Genomic DNA, 26,204 nt, shown 5'->3' on the forward strand with positions numbered 1-26,204 from the left:
TTATGGTCCCGGTGTGGCGCGTCCTCAACCGGACGTCAATTGAACAATCCCGCCCGACCCGTTAACGAGGCTCCCCCTTCGGTGCAGGATTCTCCCATGGCATTTTGCGGGCTCGACTTCGGCACGTCCAACACCACGCTCGGCATCTGGCGCCAGGGCGCGCCGGCGCTCGCCGTGGTGGAGGACGGCAAGGTCACGGTGCCGAGCGCCGTGTTCTACGACCGGCAGGGCCATTTCGCGATCGGCCGCGCGGCGATGGCACGCTATGTCGCCGGCGAGGACGGGCGGCTGATGCGCAGCCTGAAGGCGGTGCTCGGCAGCGCGCTGATCGACGAGAAGACGCAGATCGGCCGCCGCGCCATCGGCTTTCGCGACGTGATCGCCGACTTCATCGGCGCCGTGAAGCACCGCGCCGAGCAGGATGCCGGCACGGCGCTCGACCAGGTGGTGCTGGGCCGGCCGGTGTTCTTTGTCGATGACGACGCGGGGGCCAACGCCAAGGCGGAGGACGCGCTGCGCGCCATTGCCGGCCGCGTCGGCTTCCGCGATGTGTCCACCCAGTTCGAGCCGATCGCCGCCGCGCTCGACTATGAGCAGCAGGTGCATGCCGAGGAAATCGCGCTGATCGCCGATATCGGCGGCGGCACCTCGGATTTTTCCATCGTCCGCCTCAGTCCCGCCCGCCATGTGAGGGCCGACCGCGCCGGCGACATTCTCGCCAATGACGGCGTGCGCATCGGCGGCACCGATTTCGACCGGCATCTCAATCTCGGCGCGCTGATGCCGCTGCTCGGCTATCGCAGCCCGATGAAGCGGCCGGGCCGCGACGTGCCGAGCGGCTATTTCCACGAGCTCGCCACCTGGTCGAGCATCAACCGGCTCTATACCGCGAAGACCGTGCGCGACCTCCACGAGGTGCGCCGCGAGGCGGCGAGCCCGGCCCTTGTCGAGCGGCTGATCCGGGTGATCGAGGAGCAGCGCGGCCACACGCTGGCCATGCAGGCGGAGGACGCCAAGATCGCCCTTGCCGACGCGCCCCGCGCCAGCGTCGATCTGGGCTGGCTGGAGGCGGGGCTCTCGGTCGGCCTCACCCCGGAGGAACTCGTCGGGCACACGGCGAGCCTCGCCGAACGCATCGCCCGCCGCGTCGACATCTGCCTGGCGCAGGCGGGGCTGAGCGCGGACCGGATCGGCGCGCTGTTCCTCACCGGCGGCTCGACCCGGCTCAAGCATGTCCGCGCCGCCATCGTCGCCGCGGTGCCGGGCGCGCGTGTCGTCGAGGGCGACACATTCGGCTCGGTCGGCACCGGCCTCGCGATCGAGGCCGCCCGACGCTACGGCGATACCGTCCAATCCCCGTCCGAGCGAGCGGCGGCGACCTGATCGGCCCGTGACGAGAAATATGGCTCGAAATTCCGTCGAATTTCGTTCTTCTGCGCATCGTCGGCTCTGGTGATACCGACGGTCGGGTGTATTATTCCAGACCGTCCGGTCTAAGCCTATTCGCCGCGTGCCGGTTCGAGACGGCACGGTTTGCAACCTACGAAGCGTCGCCCGCCACAAAATACACGTGATCCGCTATATGTAGATCTCGTTGAGCCGCATCACTCGGGGAGACCCGCATCGGCATGCGGCGAACTGAAGCGGCTGGAAAACATGCTCAATCTTCACGACGAAGCATCGATGGGGGCAGATACCGAGCACCGCGACTACGCGGAAATGTTCGATCTGGCGCCTGTCTCGCTTTGGCTGGAGGACTACACCGGGCTGAGGACCCTGTTCGATTCCTGGCGCGAACAGGGTGTGACCTCGCTGCGCGATTTCCTTCAGGCTCATCCCGGAAAGATCCAGGAATGCTCCGAGCGCATCCGGGTGCTCAAGGTAAACCGTCGCACGCTCGCCCTCTATGAGGCCGAGAGCCTCGAGCATCTGGTCGCCAACCTTCCCAAGGTGTTTCGCGCCGACATGCTGAAGGCCTTCGTCGACGAGCTCTGCCAGCTGTGGAGCGGTCGCACGACCTTCGTCAGCAACACGGTGAACTATTCGCTTTCCGGCCAGCGTATCGACATCCAGCTCAAGGGCGCCGTGCTGCCGGGCTACGAGGCCTCGCTCGGAAGGGTCCTGCTGTCGATCGAGGACGTCACCGAGCGCGAGACCGCCCGCCGCCAGGCCGCTCAGGCCGAAATCTATGCGAGCGGCCTGTTCGAGCATTCGCCGGTCTCGCTCTGGGTCGAGGACTTCTCCAGCGTCAAGCAGCTCATCGACGATATCCGCCTGCGCGGCATCTCGGACCTGCGCGTCTTTACCGACGTCCATCCCGAATTCGTCCAGCGCTGCATCAGCGAGGTGCGCGTGATCGACGTGAACCAGCACACGCTGCAGATGTTCGCCGCCCCGAGCAAGGCGGCGCTGATCGCCAATATCGGTTCGGTGTTTCGCGACGACATGCACCGCCACTTCCGCGAGCAGCTGATCGAATTGTGGAACGGCAAGCTGTTCCACCAGCGCGAGGTGGTGAACTACACGCTCAATGGCGAGGAACTGCACGTCCACCTGCAATTCTCGGTGCTGCCCGGCCACGAGCACGACTGGTCGCTGGTGCAGGTGGCGCTGACCGACATCACCGCACGCAAGAAGGCCGAGGCCTATCTCGAATATCTCGGCAAGCACGACGTGCTGACCAAGCTCTACAACCGCTCCTTCTATGTCGACGAACTGAACCGGCTGGAGCGCAAGGGGCCCTTCCCCGTCACCATCATCATGGTCGACCTCAACAGCCTGAAGCACGTCAACGACCAGCTCGGCCACGCCGCCGGCGACACGCTGCTGCGCCGGGCCGGCGAGGTCCTCGCCAAGGCGGTCGACCGGCCCAACTGCGCCGCGCGCATCGGCGGTGACGAATTCGCCGTGCTGCTGCCGGGCGCCGACGCCGACGCCGGGCTGGCGGTGATGGAGAACATCGAGAAGCTGATCGCCCTCAACAACCAGTTCTATTCGGCGAGCACGCTGTCGGTCTCCATGGGCATGGCGACCAGCGTCACCGGCGAGCGGCTGGAGCAGGTGGTCAAGCGCGCCGATTTCGAGATGTACGAGAACAAGCGCCGGGCCGACGACGCTCCGCAGCGCGGCGGCCGCTGAACCGCAATCGGCTTACACCGCCGCTGCGGCGAGCGCCTCGACCTCGCCGGTGTGAACGAAGCACAGCTTGTTGCCTTCCGGGTCGCGGCAATAGGCGCCGTAATAGTCCGGTGCGTAATGTGGCCGCAGTCCCGGCGCGCCCTCGTCGCTGCCGCCCTGGGCGATCGCCGCGGCCCACGCCGCGTCCACCGCCGCAGAGCTCGGCGCGGCAAAGCTCACCTGCGTGCCGTTGCCCCAGGTTGCCGGCAGGCCGTTCCACGGCAGCTGGACGAAGAATTGCGGCCAGCGGCGGCCCGGCATCACCCACATCGCGCCCGAGGGACCGCCATCCTCCGGCTCGTCGACCCGCACGAGGCCCAGCGGGGCCAGCGTCGCATCATAGAAGGCGGTCAGCCGGCCGAGATCACGCGCGCCGAGAATGATGTGACTGAACAATGATGCCTCCCGATTGATTCGCCTCATGGCCTCGCCACGGCACCGGCGCATGTTCCATCCGCACGGCGGCAACGCGCAAGCAAGGGTCGACAGCCGCGCGAATGCGCAGTAAACGGTGCAGCCGGAATTACATGGACTTCCAGTTTGTTCGGAAGTTTTCACTTAAATGGATTGTAAATGAGCAATCTCCATCACGAGCGCGTCCTGTCGGTGCACCACTGGACCGACAATCTCTTCACCTTCACGACCACGCGCGACCCGGCGCTGCGCTTCAAGAACGGCCAGTTCGTGATGATCGGCCTGCCGGTCGACGGCAAGCCGCTGCTGCGCGCCTATTCCATCGCCAGCGCCAATTACGAGGAGACGCTCGAATTCTTCTCCATCAAGGTGCAGAACGGCCCGCTCACCTCGCGCCTTCAGCACCTGAAGGTCGGTGACGAGGTCATTGTCGGGCGCAAGCCGACCGGCACGCTGCTGGTCGACTATCTCGTGCCCGGCCGCCGGCTCTACCTGCTCGCCACCGGCACCGGGCTGGCCCCCTTCCTGAGCCTGATCAAGGATCCGGAGACCTATGAGAACTACGAGAAAGTCATCCTGGTGCACGGCGTGCGCACGGTCGCCGAGCTGGCCTATCGCGAGCTGATCGAGGAAGAACTGCCGAACAACGAGTTCTTCGGCGAGCTGGTGCTGGAAAAGCTGATCTACTACCCGACGGTGACGCGCGAACCCTTCACCAATCAGGGTCGCATCACCGATCTCATCACCTCGGGCAAGCTGTTCGCCGATCTCGATCTGCCGCCGCTGAACAAGGAAGACGACCGCGTCATGCTGTGCGGCAGCCCGCAGCTGCTCGACGACATGCGCGTCATCCTGAAGGAGCGCAGCTTCGAGGAGGGCTCGACCACCGAGCCCGGCGACTTCGTGATCGAAAAGGCCTTCGTGGAGAAGTGAGCCGGGCGGGAGCGTCCGGCCAGATCGCCAGAGCGTGGCTCAGCGCAGCCGGCGGTCCGGATCGAAGTCCGCGCCGCGATCGCGCGCCGCCTCGTCCGGCGACAGGACGCGATACTCGGCCTCGATGATGGTCGGGCCGCCCGCCTCGGGCCCGCGCTTGCGGCTGCCGAACAGGCGGTAGGCGAGACCGGCGATCGCCACGATCGGGAAGACCACGAGGAACACGCTTGCCGCCACCAGCGCCAGTGCGGTTCCCACCGCCAGTGCCACGGCGACGACAATCGCGACCTGCCACCAGCTGACGCGGCGGACCGTGAAACGCATGCGGTCGAACGGATCGGTGGAACTCATCCCTTGGGTCTTTCCTCCTCGGCGGTCACCCGCTTCTATGCCATATGGGAGCGCGCCGCACACATTCCAGCGGCCATATCGCAAATTCGAAATGGGCGAAGGGACGCAGGCGCGAACCCGCATCGCCCGCCGGAGCCCGACCGATGATCCTGCGCGAGGCGCACGAAGACGACCTTCCCGGCATCCTTGCCATCTATAACGATGCCGTGCTCACCACGACGGCGATCTGGAACGACACGCCGGTCGATCTCGCCAACCGCCGCGCCTGGCTGGACGACCGCCGCGCCCGCGGCTTTCCCGTCCTCGTCGCGGCCGAGGGCGCCGACGTGCTGGGCTATGCCAGCTTCGGCGATTTCCGCCCCTTCGAGGGCTACCGCATCAGCGTCGAGCATTCGGTCTATGTGGCGCAGCCCGCCCGCGGACGCGGGCTCGGGCAGGTGCTGGTGGAGGCGCTGTTCGCCCCCGCCCGCGCACTCGACAAGAAGGTGATGATCGGCGGCATCACCGGCGGCAACACCGCCTCGATCGCCCTGCACCAGCGGCTCGGCTTCCAGGAGACCGGCCGCCTGCTCGGCATCGGCACCAAGTTCGGCCAGCGTCTCGACCTCGTCTTCATGCAGAAAGAACTGTGACACAAAAAAGGGGCGCCCTGCGGCGCCCCTTTGCGTGGATCGGCCGAAAACGGCGATCAGTAGCGGTAGTGATCGCTCTTGAACGGGCCTTCCGTGGTGACGCCGATATAGGCGGCCTGGTCGGGGCGCAGCTTGGTGAGGCTGACGCCGATCTTGGCGAGGTGCAGCATCGCCACCTTCTCGTCCAGCGACTTCGGCAGCACGTAGACTTCCTTCTTGTACTTGCCGTCCGTGTTGTTGGCGAACAGCTCGATCTGCGCCAGCGTCTGGTTGGTGAACGACGCCGACATCACGAAGGACGGGTGGCCCATGGCGTTGCCGAGGTTCACCAGACGGCCTTCCGAGAGCAGGATCATGCGCTTGCCATCGGGGAAGGTGATCTCGTCGACTTGCGGCTTGATGTTGTCCCACTTCAGGTTCTTCAGCGAGGCGATCTGGATCTCGTTGTCGAAGTGGCCGATGTTGCAGACGATCGCCCGGTCCTTCATCGCCCGCATGTGCTCGAGGGTGATGATGTCCTTGTTGCCGGTGGCGGTGACGAAGATGTCGGCAATCGGCGCCGCCTCTTCCATGGTCACGACCTGGTAGCCTTCCATCGCCGCCTGGAGCGCGCAGATCGGATCGACCTCGGACACCATCACGCGGCAACCGGCCTGGCGCAGCGAGGCGGCCGAACCCTTGCCGACGTCGCCGAAGCCGGCGACCATCGCGACCTTGCCGGACATCATGACGTCCGTGCCACGGCGGATGCCGTCGACCAGCGATTCACGGCAGCCATAGAGGTTGTCGAACTTCGACTTGGTGACGCTGTCATTGACGTTGATGGCGGGCCACAGCAGCGTGCCGGCCTTCTGCATGTCGTACAGGCGGTGCACGCCCGTGGTGGTCTCTTCCGAGACGCCCTTGATGCTGTCGGCGATCGCCTTGAAATAGCCCTTCGGCTTCTCCTTCAGCTGCTTCTTGAGCAGCGCGAAGAACACTTCCTCTTCTTCCGAACCGGGAGCGTCGAGGAAGGCGGTGTCGCCATTCTCCGCGCGCAGGCCGAGATGGACATACATGGTGGCGTCGCCGCCATCATCGAGGATCATGTTGGGGTAGCCGCCGCCGTGCCAGTCGAACAGCTTGGCGGTGTAGTCCCAGTACTCGGTCAGCGTCTCGCCCTTGACGGCGAACACCGGAACGCCGGCGGCGGCAATCGCGGCGGCAGCGTGGTCCTGCGTCGAGTAGATGTTGCAGGAGACCCAGCGCACATCGGCGCCGAGCGCGACCAGCGTCTCGATCAGCACGCCGGTCTGGATGGTCATGTGCAGCGAGCCGGCGATACGCGCGCCCTTCAGCACCTGCTTCGGGCCGTATTCCTCGCGGGTGGCCATCAGGCCGGGCATCTCGGTCTCGGCGATCGAGAGTTCCTTGCGGCCGAACGGGGCGAGATTGATGTCCTTGACGATGTATTCGCTGGCAATGGCCATGTGCGGCGTCCCTTCTGCCTTGGCGCGGAGCTGGCGCGGATGAGCTGGCCGGGTGATAGCAGCCCGACCGCCCGAATACAATAACGATATAAAGATGTCTTTATGTGACAGACGAGGCGAGAGCCTTGGCGGCGCTATTCGCCCTCGCCGAAGCGGTCCGCCACCAGTGCGTCGAGCGCGTCGAGCGCCGCCTGCGCCTCGCGGCCGGACGCCTCGACAAGAATGGTGGTGCCCGGCGCGGCGGCCAGCATCATCAGCCCCATGATCGAGGCGCCGCTGACCGTCTCGCCGCAGCGCGTCACCCGGATGTCGGCGTCGAAGCGCTCCACGGTATGGACGAACTTGGCGGAGGCGCGGGCGTGCAGGCCGCGTTTGTTGACGATGGGCAATTCCCGGCTGAGGGCGGCCTGTTCCGTCGTCACCGTCATTTTCCGGCCAGCACCCGGCTGGCGACGTTGATATATTTGCGGCCGGCTTCCTGCGCCTGCACCACCGCCTCGGCCATCGGCACCTCGCCACGCACGGTGGCGAGCTTGACCAGCATGGGCAGGTTGATGCCGGCCACGACCTCGATATCCGGCGAAGTCATGACGGAAATGGCGAGGTTCGACGGCGTGCCGCCGAACATATCGGTGAGTATGACGACGCCGCCACCGCTGTTCACCGCCGCGACCGCCTCGACAATGTCCGTTCGACGCTGCTCGATGTCGTCGTCGGGGCCAATGGTAATGGCTTCGATCTGGGACTGCGGGCCCATCACGTGTTCAAGAGCGGCGCGGAATTCGCTGGCAAGGCGTCCGTGCGTTACGAGTACGAGACCAATCATCCTGCTCTGCCGCGCCCGATTTCCGGCACGAGTGCGTTTGCGCGAGGCGCCGGGGGGTGTCGATCCCGGTCACCCCCTGTGCTGGGGGCGCACATCATCGTTGCACTGCACACGAATGGCAAGGCCCGCCGGAAGGGTCCCCACGATAATAACGTGACCAAGCGTCATCCCTCGAACGGGTCGGTCAGCAGCATCGCCAGCACCTGCTGCACGCTGTCGCCGTGCGGCAGCACGGCGAGGCGGGGAAGCCTCACTCCCTCGATCACGACATGGCGGGCCTCCGGCTCCGGCAGGCGCGCCGCGTCGGCCGCATCGAGGTCGACCACGAGATCAACCGCGACCTCCGCGCGACAGGGCAGCCGGCGGATGCCGGCACCGCGGATTTCGAGAAGGCCGGCGAGATTGTGCGGCGCGCTGGCGATCAGCCGCCCCTCGTGCGCCGCCAGCAGCACCCGGTCGTCGGCGACGAGTTCGACCTGCGGCACTCGCCCGGTTCCACCCGCCAGAATCAGCGCGAAGGCGAGATGCGACTTGCCCGCGCCCGAGGGGCCGCGAATGAGCACGCCGCGCCCGCCGACGCTGACGCAGGAGGCATGGATGGTCGGGCCATGGAGGCTGGGACCCGGCGCCATCATGCCGCCGGCAGGCGCACGATGAAGCGCGCCCCGGCGGTGCGCGGCGCGGCGGCGGTTTGAATGTCCCCGCTTGCTCCCGCAGGCTTCGCCGCTGCCTTTCGGCCGCGCGGCTTCGGCTCGGCCGGCCGGTTCTCCGCCCAGATGCGGCCGCCATGCGCCTCGACGATCTGCCGGGAAATCGACAGGCCGAGGCCGGAATTCTGGCCGAAGCCCTGCTCCTCCGGCCGGTCGGTGTAGAAGCGCTCGAAAATGCGGCCGAGCGCGTGCGGGGGGATGCCCGGCCCGTCATCGTCGACCATGATCTCCACCGCATCCTTGAGCCGCCGGCAGGTGACGCGCACCTCGCCGCGCTTGGGCGAGAAGGAACGGGCATTGTCGATCAGGTTGTTGATGACCTGGCCGAGGCGCGAATCATGGCCCGGCACGACGAACTCGCCATTGGCGCCCGGCGCGTGCTCGAAGGCGAGCTTCACATGCACCTCGTCGCCGCGCGCCACGTCGTTCTGCACGCCGGTCACGGTGTTGAGCAGCCGCGTCAGGTCAACCGGCTCGGCCTCCTGGCGCTGCAACTCGGCATCGAGCCGCGAGGCGTCGGAAATGTCGGTGATCAGGCGGTCGAGCCGCTTCACATCGTGCTGGATGACTTCGAGCAGGCGCCCGCGCGAAGTGTCGGACTTGGCGAGCGGCAGCGTCTCCACCGCCGAACGCAGCGAGGTGAGCGGGTTCTTCAGCTCATGCGAGACGTCGGCGGCGAAGCTCTCGATCGCCTCGATGCGAGTATAGAGCGCGTCGGTCATGTCGCGCAGCGCGCCGGAGAGATGGCCGATCTCATCCGAGCGGCGGGTGAAATCGGGAATCTCGACGCGCGAGCGCGTGCGCCGGCGTACCCGCTCCGCCGCATCGGCCAGCCGGCGTACGGGGCCGGCGATGGTGCTGGCGAGCAGCAGCGACAGCACCACCATCACCGCCATGGCGACGAGGAAGACCCGCACGATGACGAGCCGCTCGGCCGCCACCGCCTCGTCGATCTCGCCGCCCTGGGTGGACAGCAGCAGCGCCCCGAGAATGGCGCGGAAGCGCTGCACCGGCACGGCGACGGACACGATGACCTGGCCGCGCTCATTGACCTGCACCGCGCTCGCCTTCTGGCCCTGAAGGGCGGCCACGATCTCCGGATAGCCCCGGCCATTATTCGGGCCGAGATCCTTGTAGAGCGGTAGGTCGCCGCGCTCGAACCACATCTTCAGGCTGTTCCAGCCGCGCTCCATCCAGTTGGGCTGGCGGGCGTTCGGCGCCGGCATCTCGAAACGCAGGATCTCCCCGCGTGAATAGAGCGAGCGGGAATCGACCAGCAGCGCGCCATCGCGGTCATAGATGCGCGCGCGCGTGCCGGTCGGCTCGACGAGGCGCTTCAGCACCGGGGCGACGCGCTCGGGATTGATGGGGAATTCGAGCGGCGCGAAGCCCTCCTCGCCCGGCCCGTAGCTCTCGCCGGCCTGCAGCTCCAGCAGGCGCTCGGGATCGATGGTGATGGCGTTGGTCTCGACCTGCGCCTGCGCCGCGATGGCCCCGGCGATGATCTCGCCCTGCACCAGCAGGCTCTGCACCCGCGCGTCGATCAGCCCGGCGCGGAACTCGGAGAGGTAGAGAATGCCCGACACCAGCACGCACATGCCCGCCAGGTTGAGCAGCACGATGCGGCGGGTGAGGCTGGAGAAGCTCTGGAAGGCGACGAAATTCCGCAGCCGCCGGAAGGCCCCGAGGAGCCCGGCGAAACGCCCGCCCTTTCTCGGCGCGGCCTCTTCCACGGCTTCGGCGTCGTCGAGGATGTCCTCGTCCTCCGCCTTGGGCCGGGTGGATGCGGTATCGAGCAAGAAGCCGCTACTCCTTGAAGCGGTAGCCGACGCCGTACAGCGTCTCGATCATCTCGAAATTGTCGTCCGTCACCTTGAACTTCTTGCGAAGGCGCTTGATGTGGCTGTCGATGGTGCGATCATCGACATAGACCTGATCGTCATAGGCCGCGTCCATCAGCGCGTTGCGGCTCTTCACCACGCCGGGACGGGTGGCGAGCGCCTGCAGGATCAGGAACTCGGTGACGGTGAGGGTGACGTTCTCGCCCTTCCAGGTGCAGGTGTGGCGCTCCGGGTCCATGCGCAGCAGGCCGCGCTCCAGCACCTTGGCGCTGTCGGTCTCGCGCGGCAGCGTGCCGTCCTTCGGCGCCACGCGGCGCAGCACCGCCTTCACCCGCTCCACCAGCAGGCGCTGGGAGAACGGCTTCTTGATGAAGTCGTCGGCCCCCATCTTGAGGCCGAACAACTCGTCGATCTCGTCATCCTTCGAGGTCAGGAAGATGACGGGCATGTCGCTCTTCTGGCGCAGACGCCGCAGCAGCTCCATGCCGTCCATGCGCGGCATCTTGATATCGAAGATGGCGAGGTCCGGCGGATTGGTCTTGAATCCGTCGAGCGCCGTCGCGCCGTCCGTGTAGGTCTGGATCCGGTACCCTTCCGATTCCAGCGCGATCGACACGGAGGTGAGGATGTTGCGGTCGTCGTCGACGAGAGCAATGGTCGGCATCTGCACACTTTCCTGTTCGGCGGCGTTTCACGCAGCCCGGCGGGTGAACCGTGCCGGCGTGGCCATAATGTGACACGCAAACTGATTCAACCGAAAATAGCGCGTTTCAAGGCACATAGCCAACTGAGCGCGCATCCTTGACGCAGGCCTGTCCACCGAGTCACCACTGAAACGGTCCTGCGAGGGAGGAAAACATGCCCGCCACCCAGCCCACCACCGACGGTTTCGACCCCGCCGCAGCCGTCAGGCGCCTCATCCGCGAAGCTCGCATGGGCGCGCTCGCCACGCTCGACGAGGATGGCGGGCCCTATGTCTCGCTCGTGCAGTTCGCCACGCTGCCGGACGGCGCGCCGGTGCTGCTGCTGTCGGGGCTCGCCCGCCACACGCGCAATCTCCAGCGCGAGCAACGCGTCTCGCTGCTGGTCGACGAGCGCCGCCTCGGCGACGAGCTTCAGGGCGCGCGGGCGAGCCTGATGGGACGCATCACGCGGCTGACCGAGACCGGTGAGATCGAAACGGCGCGACGCCGCTTCCTCGCCCGCCACCCCGATGCGGCGGGTTTCGCCGGCTTCGCCGATTTCGCCTTCTACCGGGTGGCGCTCGACAGCGCCCATCTCGTTGCCGGCTTCGGCCGCATCATGGATGTGGACGGCGCGGAACTCACCACGCCGGTCGCCGATGCGGGCGAGCTTCTCGCCGCCGAGAGCGGCGCCATCGCGCACATGAACGAGGACCACCGCGATGCCATCCAGCTCTATGCGCTGCATCTCGTCGGCGCCGGTCCGGCCGACTGGCGGATCGTCGGTATCGACCCCGACGGATGCGACCTGATGGCCGGTACGGATGCGCGGCGCCTGCCCTTCCCCCGCCGCGTCACCACTGCCCGCGCCATGCGCGAAGTGCTCGTCGAATTGGCCAACAAGGCCCGCACCACGACGATCGATTCGCCGCAATAGCTGCCCGGTTTGGCCACAGATTCGTCCCGGAACATCGGCGAGAAAGGCGCGGCGGGCGCGTAGGTTGCCCCTGTTTGTCACGCGTCAGGAGCCAAAACATGCACCAGTCCGGCACACGCAACGAGCAAAACGGCATCGAGGCGCTCGGCCTTGCGGGCATCGGCAAGGTCTTCTGGAACCTCACGGAAGCCCCGCTTTACGAGCGCTCCATCGCCCGCGGCGAGACCCGCCTCACGGCGTCGGGCGCCCTTGCCGCCGAGACCGGCCCGCACACCGGCCGCAGCCCGGCCGACCGCTTCATCGTCCGCGACGAGGCATCCGAGGAGAGCATCTGGTGGGAGAATGCCAATGCGCTGTCCCGTGAGCAGTTCGAGGCGCTGAAGGCGGACTTCTTCGCCCATGCCGGCAGCCGCACCCTGTTCGCGCAGGACCTCGACGCCGGCGCCGACCCCGCCCACCGCATCGGCGTGCGCGTCTATACCGAGCATGCCTGGCATGCCCTGTTCATCCGCACCATGCTGCGCCGGCCGGAGCGCGAGGCGCTCACGGGCTTCGTGCCGCAACTCACCGTGCTCTGTGTGCCGAGCTTCCGGGCCGAGCCCGAGAAGCACGGCGTGCGCTCCCCCACCGTCATCGCCTGCGACTTCTCCACCGGCCTCGTGCTGATCGGCGGCACGCTCTATGCCGGCGAGATGAAGAAATCGGTGTTCTCCTATCTCAACTACATCCTGCCCGAACGCGGGGTTTTGCCGATGCATTGTTCGGCAAACGCCGGTGATGCCGGCGATGTCGCCCTGTTCTTCGGCCTGTCCGGCACCGGCAAGACCACGCTCTCCGCTGATCCCGCGCGCGCGCTGATCGGCGATGACGAGCACGGCTGGAGCGCGGACGGCGTGTTCAACATCGAGGGCGGCTGCTACGCCAAGACCATCCGCCTGTCGCCGGCCTCCGAACCCGCCATCTTCGCGGCGACGCAGCGCTTCGGCACCGTGCTGGAGAATGTCGTGCTCGATGCCGACAGCCGCCTGCCCGATTTCGACGACGGCACGCTGGCGGAAAACGCCCGCGCCGCCTATCCGCTCGACTTCATCACCGGGGCCCGCGCAGAGGGACGCGGCGGCGCGCCGAAGAACATCGTCATGCTGACCTGCGACGCCTTCGGCGTCATGCCGCCGATCGCCAGGCTCACCTCGGCGCAGGCGATGTACCATTTTCTCTCCGGCTACACCGCCAAGGTCGCCGGCACCGAAGCCGGGCTCAGCGAGCCGCAGGCAACCTTCTCCGCCTGTTTCGGCGCGCCCTTCATGCCGCGCCATCCTTCCGTCTATGGCCGCCTGCTGCGCGATCTGGTCACCGCGCACGAGGTCGATTGCTGGCTGGTCAACACCGGCTGGACCGGGGGCAAGGCCGGCACCGGCCAGCGCATGCCGATCGAGGTGACGCGTACGCTCGTAACCGCGGCGCTCGACGGCAGCCTGCGCGACGTGGAAACCCGCACCGATCCGCATTTCGGCTTTGCCGTTCCGACCAGGATCGAAGGCGTCGATCCCCGTCTGCTCGACCCGGCCCGCAACTGGAGCAGCCGCATGGACTACGCCATGACCGCCCGCCGGCTGGTCGGCATGTTCGCGGACAATTTCGCCCGCTTCGAGAGTGCGGTCGACGACGATGTCCGGCACGCGCAGCCCGGTATGGCGATCGCCGCGGAGTAGTGACAGACTGGCGTCTCCCAGCGAAGGAGGCGCCTATGCCCATGCGAATCCTCGTCCTCGCCGCGGCGGCCCTGCTGCTGCCCGTGGCGGCGCAGGCGGCGACCACCGTCCGCTTCGTCGCCCCGCAGAACTACACCGACGGCAATCTCGCCTGGAGCGATGTAGACCAGCGCCTGACCCTGGAGGGGCTGGAGCGCATCATCGCCCGCCTTGCCGACAAGCGCCTGCCGGCCGGTGACGATCTCTCGGTCGAGGTGCTCAACCTCGATCTCGCCGGCAAGATCGATCCGCTGACGTCCCGCGCCGGCACGCTGCGCGTGATGCGCGGGGACACCTGGCCCTCGATGACGCTGCGCTACACGCTGCGCCGGCAGGGCCGCGTGATCGCGAAGGGCGAGGAGACCCTCCGTGCCATGAACTACCTGATGGACCCGGTCGCGGTGCGCTCCAGCGAGCCGCTGCGCTTTGAGAAGGCGATGCTCGACAAGTGGTTCCGCACCCGCTTCGCCACCGCTGCCAGCTGACGCCTCAGAGGAAATACAGCCAGGTCAGCAAGGCAAAGCAGGGCAGCAGGAAAAGGCCCGACCATGCCATGTAGCCGAAGAAGCTGGGCATGGCGACGCCGCGGCTTTTAGCGATGGCGAGCACCATGAAGTTCGGCGCGTTGCCGATATAGGTCAGCGCGCCCATGAACACCGCGCCGGCCGAGATCGCCTCCAGCGTCACGGCGTGCGTGGTCATCAGTTCCTGCGCGTCGCCGCCCGCCAGATTGAAGAAGACCAGATAGGTCGGCGCGTTGTCGAGGAAGCCGGAGAGCAGGCCGGTCATCCAGAAATAGCCGGCGTTGAACGGCTCGCCCCCCTCGCCGGTGACCAGCGCGACCAGCGGGGCGAGAGCGCCGTCCGCGCCCGCCTTCAGGATGGCGATGACCGGGATGATGGTGAGGAAGATGGCGGCGAACAGCTTCGCCACCTCGCGGATCGGCTCCCAGTCGAAGCCGTTGCGCTCGCGGATGAAGGCCGGTGTGATCCAGATCGAAACGCCGGCCAGCGCGAGCAGCGCCAGGTCGCGCATGACGGAGGGCAGCGGCACATGGGTGCCAAGGATGTTGAACTCGATGCCCGGCTTCCACAGTGCGCTCATGAGGATGGCGACGATGACGCCGGCGAGCAGCGGCAGGTTGCGCACGCCCCGCAGACCCAGCCCTTCCGTCGTCGGCGTCGGATCGCACTTGGGCGCGCGCCCTTCCTCGCGGGCGTAGAAATGCCGGTCGAGCAGGTAGAAGGCGGCGAGCAGGATCACGCCCACCACCGCCGTGTCGTGGAACAGGTGCTGCGTCGTCCAGAAGAAGTCGACGCCCTTGAGGAAGCCGAGGAACAGCGGCGGGTCGCCGAGCGGGGTGAGCGAGCCGCCGATGTTCGACACCAGGAAGATGAAGAACACCACGGTGTGGACGTTGTAGCGCCGCTCGTCATTGGCGCGCAGCAGCGGGCGGATCAGCACCATCGAGGCCCCGGTGGTGCCGATGATGCTGGCCAGCACGGTGCCGATGGCGAGCAGGCTGGTATTGACCGCCGGGCTGCCCTTCAGATTGCCGGTCAGCAGGATGCCGCCGGAAATGGTGAAGAGCGAGAACAGCAGGATGATGAAGGGCACATATTCCAGCAGCGCCGCGTGCACGACCTCGTAGACCACCAGGCCCGAGCCGAAGCTCAGCACGAAGGGCACGAGCAGGACCAGCGACCACAGCAGCGCCACCTTGCCGTAATTGTGGTGCCAGAAATGGCCCGCCAGCAACGGGATGACGGCGATGGACAGCAGCATGCCGACGAAGGGAATACCCCAGGCGAGCGACAGGCTCGCGCCGTCGATCCCGGCAGCTTCGGCCGCCAGAACGGGCGTCCCGGAGAGAACATATCCGGCAAGAGCCACGAGCATGGCGGCACAAGCGGCGGCTTTCGTCGTCGGCATCACGTCTCCCCTCGCGGTATCGGGCGCGTATTCCCGGTTAGCAACCCCCTTCCCGGGTGTCGAGCAAAACCGGACCGGCCCGCTCCCGATGTGATCCCCGGTCCATGGGACTTGGCGCGGCCTCGTCCGCTGCGCTAGACCGGAGCGAACCAGATGCCGGCCCGCCGACACCATCGTCGCCGCGGCCGGTGAAGAGGATGCCATGCCCCGCGCCGTCGCCGGCCCCGAGATCGAACGCCTGATCCAGCTTCTCGCCCGCGTCCCCGGGCTCGGCCCCCGCTCGGCGCGCCGGGCGGCGCTGCACCTCATCAAGAAGCGCGAACAGCTGATGAGCCCGTTGGCCACGGCCTTTGGCGAGGTGCTGGGCAAGATTTCGACCTGTCGGATCTGCGGCAATCTCGATGTGCGCGATCCCTGCTCGGTCTGCGTCGACGAGACGCGCGACGAGAGCCTGCTCGTCGTCGTCGCCGATGTGGCCGACCTCTGGGCGCTGGAGCGCGCCGCCGCGCTGAACGCGCGCTACCACGTGCTCGGCGGCACGCTCTCGCCGCTCGACGGCATCGGGCCGGAGGAGCTGAACCTCAAGTCGCTGGTCGCCCGCGCCCATGGCGGCGCGATCAAGGAGGTGCTGCTGGCGCTGGGCGCCACGGTCGACGGGCAGACCACGGCGCATTACGTGACCGAGCTCTTGCGCGACTCCGGCGTGAAGGTCACCCGCCTCGCCCATGGCGTGCCGGTCGGCGGCGAGCTCGACTATCTCGACGAGGGCACGCTGGCGGCGGCGATCCGGGCGCGCACCAGCCTGTAGGAGAGCGCCGCCTACCGCGCGGCGCGCGCCAGCCCGTGCGCCACCAGCCGGTCGATGATCTCGGGATAGCTCACCCCGCTCGCCACCATCGCCTTCGGATACATGCTGATATTGGTGAAACCGGGCATGGTGTTGAGCTCGTTGACGAGGATGCGCATGTCCTCGGTCACGAAGAAGTCGGCACGCGCCAAGCCGTCGCAGCCGAGCGCGCGGAAGGCATCGGCCGCCATGGCCTGGAGCTTGGCCTCGACCTCGGCCGGCAGCTGCGCCGGCACGATGATGGCCGCGCCGTCGGCGTCGATATATTTGGCGTCGTAGCTGTAGAAGCCGTGGCTTTCGGCCGGGCGGATCTCGCCGGGACGGGAGACGAACAGCCCGCCCTCGGGATCCTCCAGCACGCTGAGCTCGATCTCGCGGCCGCGGATGAACTCCTCGGCGAGCAATTTGCGATCGTAGCGGAACCCCTCTGCAAGCGCGGCGGCATAGTCGGCCTCGGTCGCGACCTTGCTGACACCGACCGAGGAGCCCTGCCGGGCCGGCTTGATGAACACCGGCAGCCCGAGTGTCGCCTTCAGCTCGGCGAAGCTCGGCGCGGCGCCCTCGCGGATGGTGACGGCGCGGGCGGTCGGCAGGCCGGCCTCGATATAGAGCCGCTTGGCGATGTCCTTGTCGAGCGCGGTGGCCGAGCCGAGGATGCCGCAGCCGACCAGCGCCACGCCCGCCACATCGGCGAGGCCCTGCACCGAGCCGTCCTCGCCGGGCAGGCCGTGCAGCACCGGGAAGAGGAGGTCGACCGCCGGCAGCTCGTGCGGCACGCCACCGGCGGGAATCGCAACGATCCGCCCCTTGCCGCCCGGCACGAGGCACAGCTCCGTGCCGCTCTCGGGCGTGTCGAGCACGTCGTTCTCGAAGCGGCCGGCGAGCCAGCGCCCGTCGCGGGTGATGAAGATCGCGACGGCGTCGTATTTCGCCGGGTCCAGCGCCCGCATGACATTGGTGCCCGACATCACCGAGACGTCATGCTCGGCGGAGCGCCCGCCATAGAGCACCGCGATGCGCAGACGGTTGGATGAAGCGGTCACGGGAGGCTCCGATAGGGTACGGAATGAAGGGATGGGACGGACGCCGGCTCAGGCGAACGTTCCGGCCGCGTCGGTTAACAACGGATTAACAGGTGCCACCGAAGCCACCGTCCTCCCCCGCCTTGCGACGGGACGCGCACGCCACACCCAATGGGCAGCCGCGTCAGGTCGCGCCGCGCGTCGCCAGTTCGCGGAAATGCCCGCGCGCCTGTAGCCAGGCGAGGATGGCGAGCCCCGGCAATGCGGCGAGCGCGGTGACGGCGAAGAACACCATCCAGCCGGTTTCCTGCGCCACGAAGCCGGCCGAGGAGGCGAGGAAGGTGCGCCCGACGGCGGCAAGCGCGGTCAGCAGGGCGTATTGCGTGGCGGTATGGGCGCGGTCGCCGCACAGCGCGGAGATGTAGGCGACGAAGATCACCGTGCCGATGGCGCCGGTGAAGTTCTCGATGATGATGGTCAGCGTCAGCGCGCCGAGATCGACGCCCATCCATGCCTGCCAGGAGAAGACGAGGTTCGACGCCATCTGCAGCAGGCCGGCGATCCACAGGCTGGTCACCAGCGGCAGGGCGCGGGCGATCAGCCCGCCGGCAAAACCGCCGAGGATCGCCGCGGCGAAGCCGACACCCTTGACGATGCCGGCATAGGCCGCCTTGTCGAAGCCGATATCGATGACGAAGGCGCCGGTGAGCACGCCGGCAAAGGCATCGCAGAACTTGAAGAACACCACGAACAGCAGGATGGCGATGGCGCTGCGGCGGGACAGGAATTCGCCGAAGGCGCCGACCGCCGTCTCGCCGATGCGCTTGAGCAGGTTGCCCTCGGGACGTGCGGCGGGCCCGCCTTCCGGCTCCTTCGCCATCAGCGCGGCGAAAAGGCCGACCGCCACCATGAGCGCGGCGGCGAGATAGCCATAGCCCCACACATCCGCGCGCGGCACGCCGAGAACCTCGAACCACGCCACCAGCAGCACGACGCCGGCGCCCGAGGCGAGCATGCCGACGCGGTAGGCCGCGACATAGCCGGCCATGCCGGCGGCCTGCTCGCGCGTCTCCAGGCTCTCGACGCGGAAGGCATCGACCACGATGTCCTGCGTCGCCGAAGCGCAGGCGACGAGGAAGGCGCCGAGCGCCACATGCCAGGGCGAGAGCACCGGGTCCTGGAAGCCGAGCCAGACGATGGCGACGGCGAGCAGCGACTGGGTGAACACCAGCCAGCCGCGCCGCCGGCCCAGCCAGCGCCCGAGCAGCGGCACGTCGAGCGCATCGACCAGCGGCGCCCAGACGAATTTGAAATTATAGGGCACGCCGACCAGCGCGAAGAGGCCGATGGTGGCGAGATTCACCTTGGCTTCCGCCATCCAGATGGTCAGCGTCGCTCCGGACAGCGCCAGCGGCAGGCCAGAGGAGAAGCCGAGCAGGATGACGATGAGCACGCGCGGCCGCAGATACACCGCGAGGCTCGCGAGCAAGCCGTCGTCCTGGTCGCGCGGCGCCGGACGGGCGGCATCGGGGGGTGCGGCGTCGGTCATCTGGTGTCGGGCGCATCGAATCGAGGACAGGACGAAGCGTATCTGTAACGCGCCCGCGCCGGCCTGTCGCGCGGCGCTATCCCCGGCCCTCGGCAGTCCGGGCGGCGGTTACCGGGATGACGTCGACCGCCACGTCGAGCTTCTGCCGGCCGGGGCCGAGCACCACGCCGCCGATGGGCGCGACATCCGTATAGTCGCGGCCATTGGCAAGGATGACGTGATCGGTCGAGGCGAGCAGCGCATTGGTCGGGTCGAGCCCCTGCCAGCCAAGGACGGCACCGCACCATACTGATACCCAGGCATGGGTCGCATCCGCCCCCTGCAGCCGCTCCTGGCCAGGCGGCGGCTCGGTGCGCAGGAAGCCGGAGACATAGGCCGCGGGCAAGCCAAGGCCGCGCAACCCGGCGATCATGATATGCGCGAAATCCTGGCACACGCCGGCGCGCATCTCGAACGCCTCGATCGCGGGAGTGGAGACGTCGGTCGCGCGCGGGTCATAGGTGAACTCGTCATGCAGGCGCTCCATCAGGTCGATGGCGCCGGCGAGGATCGGCTGTCCCGCCGGGAAACTCTCGGCCGCCCATTCCGTGATGGGCGCGCTGAGCGGCACGGCGAGGCTGGGAAAGACATGGTGGGCGGGCGAGCCCGGCCCGAGATCGAGGCAGGCGGCGATCGCCTCGCGCACCGCCTCCCAGTCGGGTGACGCCTCAGGGTCGAGCCGTGGCGCCGCCTCCACCTCCACCCGCGCCCGCGTATGCACCTTGAACTCGGTGTGCGGGGTCTCGATGCGGATATGCGCTACCTTGTTGCCGAAGAAGTCGCGCGTCTCGGTCCATTCCACCGGCTCGGGCTCGACGCTGAAATGGCTGGCGGTGACGCGCTGGCCGGGACGGTCCACCGGCACCATGCGCACCACGTGCCGCGCCATCGGCACGGCATGGCTGTAGGCGTAGGCCGTCGTCTGGTGGATGTCGTAGATCATGCGGGCGGGGGGCGTCCGCTCAGCCCCGGTCTCGGTCATGACAGGAGGTCCCACGGGGTCTCCACCGGCTGGCGGTGGATGAAATAGCGCTCGGCGATGTCGTTGGAGAGCTCCATGAGCTGCCCCTCGATCTCGCGCAGGCGGCTATCATCAAAGTCGCTGGCGTCGAACGCCTTCATCGAGGCGGCGAGGCGCGCGGCAAGCCGCTCCTCGGGCGGCGGCGGTTCATCGCCGAGATGGCCGGGCAACTGGTCGAGATGCGCCATGATGGCGTCGATCTGGAAGGCCAGCGCGCGCGGATTGACCGCCTCCAGCAGCACGAGGTCGAGCACCGGCGCGCGGCTCTCCACCATCACATAGCGCGAGCGGTAGGTGATCTGGCTGTCGCACAGCTCCAGCAGCACGTCGAGCGTGCCGGCGGTGGGCTTCTCGCCGACAAGGGCGCGAGCGAAGCGGCAGGTAGAGATGCCGCGCTCGATGCGGCGCCCGAGATCGAGGAAGCGCCAGCCCGCCAGCCGGTTCATGTTCTCCGAAGCAAGACCGGAGAAGGCGGCAAGCGCCCGCAGCGCCCGATCCGAGCGCTCATAGGCGTCCGGCTCGGCGCTGACAGTCGGCACCGGCTCGGCGATCAGCTGGGCGAGTTCCGAAAGCGTGCGCCAGGCATCGGGCGACAGGCGATCGCGAATGACCGACGCAGTCTGGCGCGCGGCCTCGATGATGTTGGGCAGCGCGCCCGGCAGATCGCGGCGGGTCAATGCGGCGAGCGCATGACGCGCGGGCCTGGCCGGCGCGAGGTCGGCCGGCACCGCGCCCCAGATCCGCAGCAGGTCGAGCAGCGCGTTCAGCGAGGTGCTGTCGCCCTCGACCGAGGCCGACAGGCGGCCGACCAGCGTGCGCAGCAGGCGCAGTGTCGTCTCGGCGCGCTCGACATAGCGCCCGAGCCAGAAGAAATTATCTGCCGCACGGCTCGGCAGCGGACCGGTCTGCCGCTTGATCTCCACGCGGTCGACGGCGGGCAGCAGCGAGGTCTGCTCCACCGGGCTGGCATCGAGCACCCAGACGTCGGCGGAGCGCCCGCCGCTCTGCATGGTGACCGCGCGGGAATCCTGGCTCTCGGACACGCGGCAGAAGCCGCCGGGCATCACCTTCCAGCCATTCTCCGTCGCGGCGACGAAGATGCGCAGGATGAACGGGCGCGGCTCCAGCCTGCCATTGCGCCAGACCGGCGTGGTGGACAGCCGCACCGCTTCCTGGCCGACGAAATCGACGCCGCGGGTGCGGATCGCCGCCTCGATCTTCAGGCGCTGCGCCCGGTCGAGATCGGCGCCGATCACCGGCCCCTTGTCGAGCAGTCCCGGCAGCGAGCGCTGGAAGGCAGGCGCGATCACAAGGTCGTCCAGTTCGTCGAGCACCCGTTCGCGCTCGCTTTCCTGCCCGCACCACCAGGTCGCGACATTGGGCAGGATCAGGTCCTCGCCCAGCACGCGCGGGCCGAGCTTGGGCAGGAAGCCCATCAGCGCGGGCGCCTCGACCACGCCCGCCCCGAGGGCATTGGCCACGGCCACACCGCCCGAACGGATGGCCTGCACGAGGCCGGGCACGCCAAGCTGCGAACGCGGATTGAGCTCCAGCGGATCGGCATAGTCGGAATCGAGACGGCGCAGCAGCACGTCCACGCGCTTGAGGCCGGCAACGGTGCGGACGTAAACGATGTTGTCGCGCACCATCAGGTCCTCGCCCTCCAGCAGCACGAAGCCGAGATAGCGGGCGAGATAGGCGTGCTCGAAATAGGTCTCGTTCAGCGCGCCGGGCGTGAGCAGGCCGACCCGGCCCTCGCCCGACCGATCCAGCCGAGTCAGGCCGGCACGCATCGCCTGGAAGAAGCTGGCAAGCCGCACGACGTTGAGCGAGCGGGCGAGATCGGGCAGCGCGCGGGCGATGGCGATGCGGTTCTCCAGCGCGTAGCCCGCACCGGAGGGCGACTGCGTGCGGTCGGAGATGACCCACCAGCGTCCGTCCGGACCGCGGCCGATATCCGCCGCATAGAGCCGCAGGAAGCTGCCGCCATGCGGATCGACGCCGACCAGCGGGCGCAGGAAATCCGGCGAGCCGGCAATGGCGGCGGCCGGCAGGGCGCCCGAGCGCACCAGATTGCCCGCGCCATAGATGTCCGCCAGCACGCCCTCGATCAGCTGGGCGCGCTGGATCAAGCCGCGTTCCAGCGCCTGCCATTCGCGGTCGTCGACGACGAGCGGCAGATGCGAGATCGGCCAGGGCCGCTCGCCGCCATTGGGGTCGTCATAGACGCGATAGAACACGCCGGAGCGGTAGAGATGGCGATCGGCGGCGTTGAAGCGGCGGTTGACCTCGTCGACCCCCATCTCCGCCAGAGCGGAGAGCATGGCCAGCCAATGGGCGCGCGGGCGCCCCTCGGCATCGACGAGTTCGTCGTGCACGCCGGGAAGCGGCTGATATCCCGCCAGCAGCGCCTCGACCGCCTCTTCCTCGAAGCGGCGCGTCAGCGCCTGCGGCTTAATGCGTTTGGGCATGATGCCCCCTATGCCCACCCTTGGCCGGGGAAAGCAATTCGCAACCGGCCGCCGGAGGGCGGCCTCCCCGTTATCCCCCGCGCCGCCCGGACGGCGTCAGATCTGCGCCGGACGCCTCAGATCGAGCGTCGCCGGGAATTCCGACGACGGCTCCTCCGGCGGCACGAACAGATAGCCCGGAGTGTGGCCGTAGTTCTGGAAGCGCGCCAGTCGGCGCGCCTGCGCCTCGTAGGAATTCACCGGAAAAGTCTCGTAATTGCGGCCGCCCGGATGCGCTACATGATAGACGCAGCCGCCGAGCGAACGGTTCGACCACAGATCGACGATGTCGAAGGTCAGCGGCGCGTGCGCGGGAATGGTCGGATGCATGCCGGAGGCCGGCTGCCACGCCTTGAAGCGAACGCCGGCGACATATTCGCCGAACCGCCCGGTCGGCCCGAGCGGCAGGCGCCGCCCGTTGCAGGTGATGACGTGGCGGATCGGGTTCAGCCCTTCCACCTTCACCTGCAGGCGCTCCACCGAGGAATCGACGAAGCGCACCGTGCCGCCGACCGCTCCCTCCTCGCCGAGCACATGCCAGGGCTCCAGCGCCTGGCGCAATTCGAGCGAGACGCCGCCATGCTCGACCTGGCCGAAATAGGGGAAGCGGAACTCGCGCTGCGCCTCGAACCACAGCGGGTCGACGCGGTAGCCGGCACCGCCGAGATCGTGCAGCACGTCGAGGAAATCGGCCCAGACATAATGCGGCAGCATGAAGCGGTCATGCAGCGCCGTGCCCCAGCGCGACAGCGGGCCCTCCTGCGGCTCGCGCCAGAACCAGGCGATGAGCGCGCGCAGCAGCAATTGCTGCGCAAGGCTCATGCGCCAGTCCGGCGGCATCTCGAAGGAGCGGAACTCGACGAGGCCGAGCCGCCCGGTCGGCCCGTCCGGCGAGAACAGCTTGTCGATGCAGATCTCGGACCGATGGGTGTTGCCGGTGACGTCGGTCAGCAGGTTGCGGAACAGCCGGTCGACCAGCCAGGGCGGGGGCGCCTGCCCCTTGCCCGGCGCCGGCACGTTCGCCATGGCGATTTCCAGCTCGTAGAGGCTGTCGTGGCGCGCCTCGTCGATGCGCGGCGCCTGGCTGGTCGGGCCGATGAACAGGCCGGAGAACAGGTAGGACAGCGAGGGGTGGCGCTGCCAGTAGGTGACGAGGCTCTTCAGCAGGTCCGGCCGGCGCAGGAACGGACTGTCCGCCGGCGTCGCGCCGCCGACCACGACATGGTTGCCGCCACCGGTGCCGGTGTGCCGGCCGTCGACCATGAACTTCTCGGTGCCGAGCCGCGACAGCCGCGCTTCGTCATAGAGGTCGCGGGTGATCTCGACGCAGGTCTTCCAGTTCGACGCCGGATGGACGTTCACCTCGATCACGCCGGGATCGGGCGCGACACGGATGACGTTGAGCCGCGGATCGACCGGCGGGGTGTAGCCTTCGACATGCACCGGCAGCTTCAGCTCCGCCGCCGTCACCTCGATGGCGGCGAGCAGCTCCAGATAGTCCTCCAGCCGCTCGGTCGGCGGCATGAACACGCACAGCCGTCCGTCGCGCGGCTCGATGACGAGCGCGGTGCGCACCGATCCGGTGCCGGTCAGCACCTGGTCGACCTTGTCCTGGTGGCCTTCCTCGGTCGCGCTGCGCCGATAGAGCTGGTGCAGCGCCTCGACATCCGGCAGATCGCCGGTAATGGTCATCGGATCGGCAGGATTGACGTAAGGGTAAGCTGCCGGCGGCACCCAAGGCAGGCTGGCGAGCGGCAGGCGGAAACCGACCGGCGAATCGCCCGGCACCAGGAACAGCTTGCCGCGCCGGAAGCGCCACTTCTCGCTGACCCAGCCCCGCTTGGAACGCGCCTGCCAGCGCTGCACCGGAAGTACATAGCCGGTCGGCCGGCCGAGCCCGCGCTCGAAGACGCGCACGAAGCGGGCGCGCGCTTCCGGATCCTCCAGCTTGGAATCCAGCGGATCGACATTGTTGGGCAGGTCGCCTTCCTTGAGAATCCAGTGCGAGGGATCCTCATAGGCCGGCTCGACAAAGCCGCTCGGGAGGCCGAGGCGCTCGGAGAGGTTCTCGGTGAATTCGCGGGCGTCCTCGGTCGTCGTGCCGGTCTGGTTTTCGGTCGCCACGAGATCGGGATCGCGCCAGATCGGCCGGCCGTCCTTGCGCCAGTAGAGCGAGAAGGTCCAGCGCGGCAGGCTCTCGCCGGGATACCATTTGCCCTGGCCGTAATGCATCATGCCGCCGGGCGCGAAGCGCTTGCGCAGACGGCGGATCAGATCGTCCGCCCGCATCCGCTTGGTCGGGCCGACCGCCGAGGTGTTCCATTCCGCGCCCTGATAGTCGTCGATCGAGATGAAGGTCGGCTCGCCGCCCATGGTGAGGCGCACATCCTGCGCGGCGAGGTCCGCGTCGACCTTGTCGCCGAGCGCGTCGAGCGCCGCCCAGGCATCGTCCGAGAAGGGCAGCGTGACGCGCGGCTTCTCGGCGATGCGGGTGACCTTCATGTCGAAGTCGAACGTCGTCTCCAGCCCCGGCTCGGCACTGAAGCTGCCGGTGATGGGGGCCGCCGAGACGTAGTTCGGCGTGGCGCAGAGCGGCAGGTGACTCTCGCCGCACAGCAGGCCGGAGGTCGGGTCGAGGCCGATCCAGCCGGCGCCCGGCAGATAGACCTCGCACCAGGCATGCAGGTCGGTGAAGTCGACCTCGGTGCCGGTCGGGCCGTCCAGCGCCTTCACGTCCGGCTTCAACTGGATGAGATAGCCCGAGACGAAACGGGCGGCAAAGCCGAGCCGGCGCAGGATCTGCACCAGCAGCCAGCCGGAATCGCGGCAGGAGCCGGCGGCAAGCGCCAGCGTCTCGTCGGGCGCCTGAACGCCCGGTTCCATGCGGATGAGATATTTGACCGCGTGCTGGAGATTCTGGTTGAGCTCGACCAGATAGTCGACCGTGGGCGCGCCGTCCTTGGGCCGCACCTTCTCGACATAGGCATCGAGCAGCGGGCCCCCCTCCTCCGCCTCCAGATAGGGGATCAGTTCCTTCGCCAGTTCCGTCGGATAGGCGAAGGGAAGCGTCTCGGCAAATTCCTCGATGAAGAAATCGAACGGGTTGTAGACCGTCATGTCGGCGATGAGGTCGACCTCGACGCGGAACTCGGTCGTCGGCTCCGGGAAGACGTAGCGCGCCATCCAGTTGCCGAAGGGATCCTGCTGCCAGTTCACGAAGTGGTTCGAGGGCGTGACCTTGAGCGAGTAGCTCTTGACCGGGGTCCGGCAATGCGGCGCTGGACGCAGGCGGATGATCTGGGGCCCGAGCGATACCGGCCGATCATATTTGTAGGCCGTGACGTGATGCAGGCTGGCAAAGATTGTCATAGGCACCAACTGGGCAATGGACCCCGTTCGGCCGGACAGCATGCCCGACCGCGCGACGCGAGTTTGTATACGATCCCGAACGCACGAATCGTGCCGCACGCGTCAGCGGGGCGGCGGCCTGTTCCACTCTTGGCCTGCCACGGCGGTTGCGGACGGCCGAGGTCGCGAAAGCGGGCCCTCGCCTGTTTCGG

At 67.9% G+C, this 26,204-nt stretch carries 22 protein-coding genes; 8 read left to right on the forward strand and 14 right to left on the reverse strand.

Translation table 11 applies throughout. The features are described 5' to 3' along the window. Positions 1-96: 96 nt before the first annotated feature. Positions 97-1,383, forward strand: coding sequence for an Hsp70 family protein (locus tag ACO2RV_RS12500; protein WP_423293358.1), 1,287 nt, complete (start codon positions 97-99; stop codon positions 1,381-1,383). A gap of 273 nt (positions 1,384-1,656) precedes the next feature. Further along, the gene (locus ACO2RV_RS12505) at positions 1,657-3,138 is read left to right on the forward strand and encodes a diguanylate cyclase domain-containing protein (RefSeq protein WP_423293360.1); all 1,482 of its coding nucleotides are present in this window, start codon (positions 1,657-1,659) and stop codon (positions 3,136-3,138) included. A gap of 12 nt (positions 3,139-3,150) precedes the next feature. On the opposite strand, the gene ACO2RV_RS12510 is transcribed toward ACO2RV_RS12505, so the two are convergent. Beyond that, positions 3,151-3,573 (reverse strand): VOC family protein, encoded by a 423-nt coding sequence (locus tag ACO2RV_RS12510; protein WP_423293362.1) that lies wholly within the window; start codon positions 3,571-3,573, stop codon positions 3,151-3,153. Positions 3,574-3,750: 177 nt separating this feature from the next. Between ACO2RV_RS12510 and ACO2RV_RS12515 the strand changes: the two genes are divergently transcribed. After that, positions 3,751-4,524, forward strand: a complete 774-nt coding sequence (locus tag ACO2RV_RS12515) for a ferredoxin--NADP reductase (protein ID WP_423293364.1) — start codon at positions 3,751-3,753, stop codon at positions 4,522-4,524. A 39-nt stretch (positions 4,525-4,563) separates the two neighbouring features. Here ACO2RV_RS12515 and ACO2RV_RS12520 read toward each other — a convergent pair whose 3' ends face one another. Then, a complete protein-coding gene (locus ACO2RV_RS12520; RefSeq protein ID WP_423293366.1) occupies positions 4,564-4,875 on the reverse strand; it encodes a hypothetical protein in 312 nt (103 codons plus the stop codon). Between the two features lie 143 nt (positions 4,876-5,018). Between ACO2RV_RS12520 and ACO2RV_RS12525 the strand changes: the two genes are divergently transcribed. Further along, positions 5,019-5,507 carry a GNAT family N-acetyltransferase gene (locus tag ACO2RV_RS12525; RefSeq protein WP_423293368.1) on the forward strand — a complete coding sequence of 163 codons (489 nt, stop codon included), beginning with the start codon at positions 5,019-5,021 and terminating at the stop codon, positions 5,505-5,507. 56 nt (positions 5,508-5,563) lie between these two features. On the opposite strand, the gene ahcY is transcribed toward ACO2RV_RS12525, so the two are convergent. The 6 genes from ahcY to ACO2RV_RS12555 form a co-directional block, all read right to left on the reverse strand. Next, complete coding sequence (ahcY, locus tag ACO2RV_RS12530; RefSeq protein WP_423293370.1) at positions 5,564-6,976, reverse strand: adenosylhomocysteinase; 1,413 nt, start codon at positions 6,974-6,976, stop codon at positions 5,564-5,566. A gap of 134 nt (positions 6,977-7,110) precedes the next feature. Further along, on the reverse strand, positions 7,111-7,404 hold the full coding sequence (locus ACO2RV_RS12535; protein ID WP_423293372.1) for an HPr family phosphocarrier protein: 294 nt from the start codon (positions 7,402-7,404) through the stop codon (positions 7,111-7,113). After that, positions 7,401-7,802, reverse strand: coding sequence for a PTS sugar transporter subunit IIA (locus tag ACO2RV_RS12540; RefSeq protein WP_423293374.1), 402 nt, complete (start codon positions 7,800-7,802; stop codon positions 7,401-7,403). The genes ACO2RV_RS12535 and ACO2RV_RS12540 overlap by 4 nt, the downstream gene beginning before the upstream one ends. A gap of 164 nt (positions 7,803-7,966) precedes the next feature. Continuing rightward, positions 7,967-8,434: an HPr kinase/phosphorylase gene (locus ACO2RV_RS12545; RefSeq protein ID WP_423293376.1), complete on the reverse strand. Its 468-nt coding sequence runs from the start codon at positions 8,432-8,434 to the stop codon at positions 7,967-7,969. Continuing rightward, positions 8,434-10,311: a stimulus-sensing domain-containing protein gene (locus ACO2RV_RS12550; RefSeq protein WP_423293378.1), complete on the reverse strand. Its 1,878-nt coding sequence runs from the start codon at positions 10,309-10,311 to the stop codon at positions 8,434-8,436. Before ACO2RV_RS12550 ends, ACO2RV_RS12545 begins: the two co-directional genes overlap by 1 nt. 7 nt (positions 10,312-10,318) lie before the next feature. Then, entirely contained in the window at positions 10,319-11,017 is a 699-nt protein-coding gene (locus tag ACO2RV_RS12555) for a response regulator transcription factor (protein ID WP_423293380.1), read from the reverse strand. Between the two features lie 194 nt (positions 11,018-11,211). Here ACO2RV_RS12555 and ACO2RV_RS12560 point away from each other — a divergent pair, with 194 nt between their 5' ends. The 3 genes from ACO2RV_RS12560 to ACO2RV_RS12570 all read left to right on the forward strand — a co-directional run bounded on the left by ACO2RV_RS12560 (position 11,212) and on the right by ACO2RV_RS12570 (position 14,209). Then, positions 11,212-11,973 carry a HugZ family protein gene (locus ACO2RV_RS12560; protein WP_423293382.1) on the forward strand — a complete coding sequence of 254 codons (762 nt, stop codon included), beginning with the start codon at positions 11,212-11,214 and terminating at the stop codon, positions 11,971-11,973. Between the two features lie 98 nt (positions 11,974-12,071). Continuing rightward, on the forward strand, positions 12,072-13,685 hold the full coding sequence (locus tag ACO2RV_RS12565) for a phosphoenolpyruvate carboxykinase (protein WP_423293384.1): 1,614 nt from the start codon (positions 12,072-12,074) through the stop codon (positions 13,683-13,685). Positions 13,686-13,720: 35 nt separating this feature from the next. Continuing rightward, entirely contained in the window at positions 13,721-14,209 is a 489-nt protein-coding gene (locus tag ACO2RV_RS12570; RefSeq protein WP_423293386.1) for a DUF3016 domain-containing protein, read from the forward strand. 4 nt (positions 14,210-14,213) lie between these two features. Here ACO2RV_RS12570 and ACO2RV_RS12575 read toward each other — a convergent pair whose 3' ends face one another. Further along, entirely contained in the window at positions 14,214-15,656 is a 1,443-nt protein-coding gene (locus tag ACO2RV_RS12575; protein ID WP_423293388.1) for a sodium:proton antiporter, read from the reverse strand. A 202-nt stretch (positions 15,657-15,858) separates the two neighbouring features. On the opposite strand from ACO2RV_RS12575, the gene recR reads away from it, so the two are divergent. Beyond that, positions 15,859-16,464 (forward strand): recombination mediator RecR, encoded by a 606-nt coding sequence (gene recR / locus ACO2RV_RS12580; protein WP_423293390.1) that lies wholly within the window; start codon positions 15,859-15,861, stop codon positions 16,462-16,464. 11 nt (positions 16,465-16,475) lie between these two features. On the opposite strand, the gene ACO2RV_RS12585 is transcribed toward recR, so the two are convergent. The 5 genes from ACO2RV_RS12585 to ACO2RV_RS12605 all read right to left on the reverse strand — a co-directional run bounded on the left by ACO2RV_RS12585 (position 16,476) and on the right by ACO2RV_RS12605 (position 26,013). Continuing rightward, complete coding sequence (locus ACO2RV_RS12585) at positions 16,476-17,546, reverse strand: D-alanine--D-alanine ligase family protein (protein WP_423293392.1); 1,071 nt, start codon at positions 17,544-17,546, stop codon at positions 16,476-16,478. 163 nt (positions 17,547-17,709) lie between these two features. Then, positions 17,710-19,074 carry an AmpG family muropeptide MFS transporter gene (locus ACO2RV_RS12590; RefSeq protein ID WP_423293394.1) on the reverse strand — a complete coding sequence of 455 codons (1,365 nt, stop codon included), beginning with the start codon at positions 19,072-19,074 and terminating at the stop codon, positions 17,710-17,712. Positions 19,075-19,150: 76 nt separating this feature from the next. Next, a complete protein-coding gene (locus tag ACO2RV_RS12595) occupies positions 19,151-20,056 on the reverse strand; it encodes a transglutaminase family protein (protein WP_423293442.1) in 906 nt (301 codons plus the stop codon). A gap of 35 nt (positions 20,057-20,091) precedes the next feature. Beyond that, positions 20,092-22,605: a circularly permuted type 2 ATP-grasp protein gene (locus ACO2RV_RS12600; protein ID WP_423293396.1), complete on the reverse strand. Its 2,514-nt coding sequence runs from the start codon at positions 22,603-22,605 to the stop codon at positions 20,092-20,094. Between the two features lie 96 nt (positions 22,606-22,701). Continuing rightward, on the reverse strand, positions 22,702-26,013 hold the full coding sequence (locus ACO2RV_RS12605) for a DUF2126 domain-containing protein (protein WP_423293398.1): 3,312 nt from the start codon (positions 26,011-26,013) through the stop codon (positions 22,702-22,704). Positions 26,014-26,204: the final 191 nt, after the last annotated feature.

The sequence above is a fragment of the Ancylobacter sp. VNQ12 genome (assembly GCF_049445835.1).
Taxonomy (GTDB): Bacteria; Pseudomonadota; Alphaproteobacteria; order Rhizobiales; family Xanthobacteraceae; genus Ancylobacter.

What these genes read in the sequence shown, in the direction of transcription:
- ACO2RV_RS12605 (WP_423293398.1), bottom strand. Translation starts at nt 26,013, where the DNA reads ATGACAATCTTTGCCAGCCTGCATCACGTCACGGCCTACAAATATGAT.
- ACO2RV_RS12570 (WP_423293386.1), top strand. Translation starts at nt 13,721, where the DNA reads ATGCCCATGCGAATCCTCGTCCTCGCCGCGGCGGCCCTGCTGCTGCCC.
- ACO2RV_RS12500 (WP_423293358.1), top strand. Translation starts at nt 97, where the DNA reads ATGGCATTTTGCGGGCTCGACTTCGGCACGTCCAACACCACGCTCGGC.
- ACO2RV_RS12555 (WP_423293380.1), bottom strand. Translation starts at nt 11,017, where the DNA reads ATGCCGACCATTGCTCTCGTCGACGACGACCGCAACATCCTCACCTCC.
- ACO2RV_RS12515 (WP_423293364.1), top strand. Translation starts at nt 3,751, where the DNA reads ATGAGCAATCTCCATCACGAGCGCGTCCTGTCGGTGCACCACTGGACC.
- recR (WP_423293390.1), top strand. Translation starts at nt 15,859, where the DNA reads ATGCCCCGCGCCGTCGCCGGCCCCGAGATCGAACGCCTGATCCAGCTT.
- ACO2RV_RS12535 (WP_423293372.1), bottom strand. Translation starts at nt 7,404, where the DNA reads ATGACGGTGACGACGGAACAGGCCGCCCTCAGCCGGGAATTGCCCATC.
- ACO2RV_RS12595 (WP_423293442.1), bottom strand. Translation starts at nt 20,056, where the DNA reads ATGATCTACGACATCCACCAGACGACGGCCTACGCCTACAGCCATGCC.
- ACO2RV_RS12560 (WP_423293382.1), top strand. Translation starts at nt 11,212, where the DNA reads ATGCCCGCCACCCAGCCCACCACCGACGGTTTCGACCCCGCCGCAGCC.
- ACO2RV_RS12590 (WP_423293394.1), bottom strand. Translation starts at nt 19,074, where the DNA reads ATGACCGACGCCGCACCCCCCGATGCCGCCCGTCCGGCGCCGCGCGAC.
- ACO2RV_RS12545 (WP_423293376.1), bottom strand. Translation starts at nt 8,434, where the DNA reads ATGGCGCCGGGTCCCAGCCTCCATGGCCCGACCATCCATGCCTCCTGC.
- ACO2RV_RS12505 (WP_423293360.1), top strand. Translation starts at nt 1,657, where the DNA reads ATGCTCAATCTTCACGACGAAGCATCGATGGGGGCAGATACCGAGCAC.
- ACO2RV_RS12540 (WP_423293374.1), bottom strand. Translation starts at nt 7,802, where the DNA reads ATGATTGGTCTCGTACTCGTAACGCACGGACGCCTTGCCAGCGAATTC.
- ACO2RV_RS12565 (WP_423293384.1), top strand. Translation starts at nt 12,072, where the DNA reads ATGCACCAGTCCGGCACACGCAACGAGCAAAACGGCATCGAGGCGCTC.
- ACO2RV_RS12600 (WP_423293396.1), bottom strand. Translation starts at nt 22,605, where the DNA reads ATGCCCAAACGCATTAAGCCGCAGGCGCTGACGCGCCGCTTCGAGGAA.
- ACO2RV_RS12575 (WP_423293388.1), bottom strand. Translation starts at nt 15,656, where the DNA reads ATGCCGACGACGAAAGCCGCCGCTTGTGCCGCCATGCTCGTGGCTCTT.
- ACO2RV_RS12525 (WP_423293368.1), top strand. Translation starts at nt 5,019, where the DNA reads ATGATCCTGCGCGAGGCGCACGAAGACGACCTTCCCGGCATCCTTGCC.
- ACO2RV_RS12520 (WP_423293366.1), bottom strand. Translation starts at nt 4,875, where the DNA reads ATGAGTTCCACCGATCCGTTCGACCGCATGCGTTTCACGGTCCGCCGC.
- ahcY (WP_423293370.1), bottom strand. Translation starts at nt 6,976, where the DNA reads ATGGCCATTGCCAGCGAATACATCGTCAAGGACATCAATCTCGCCCCG.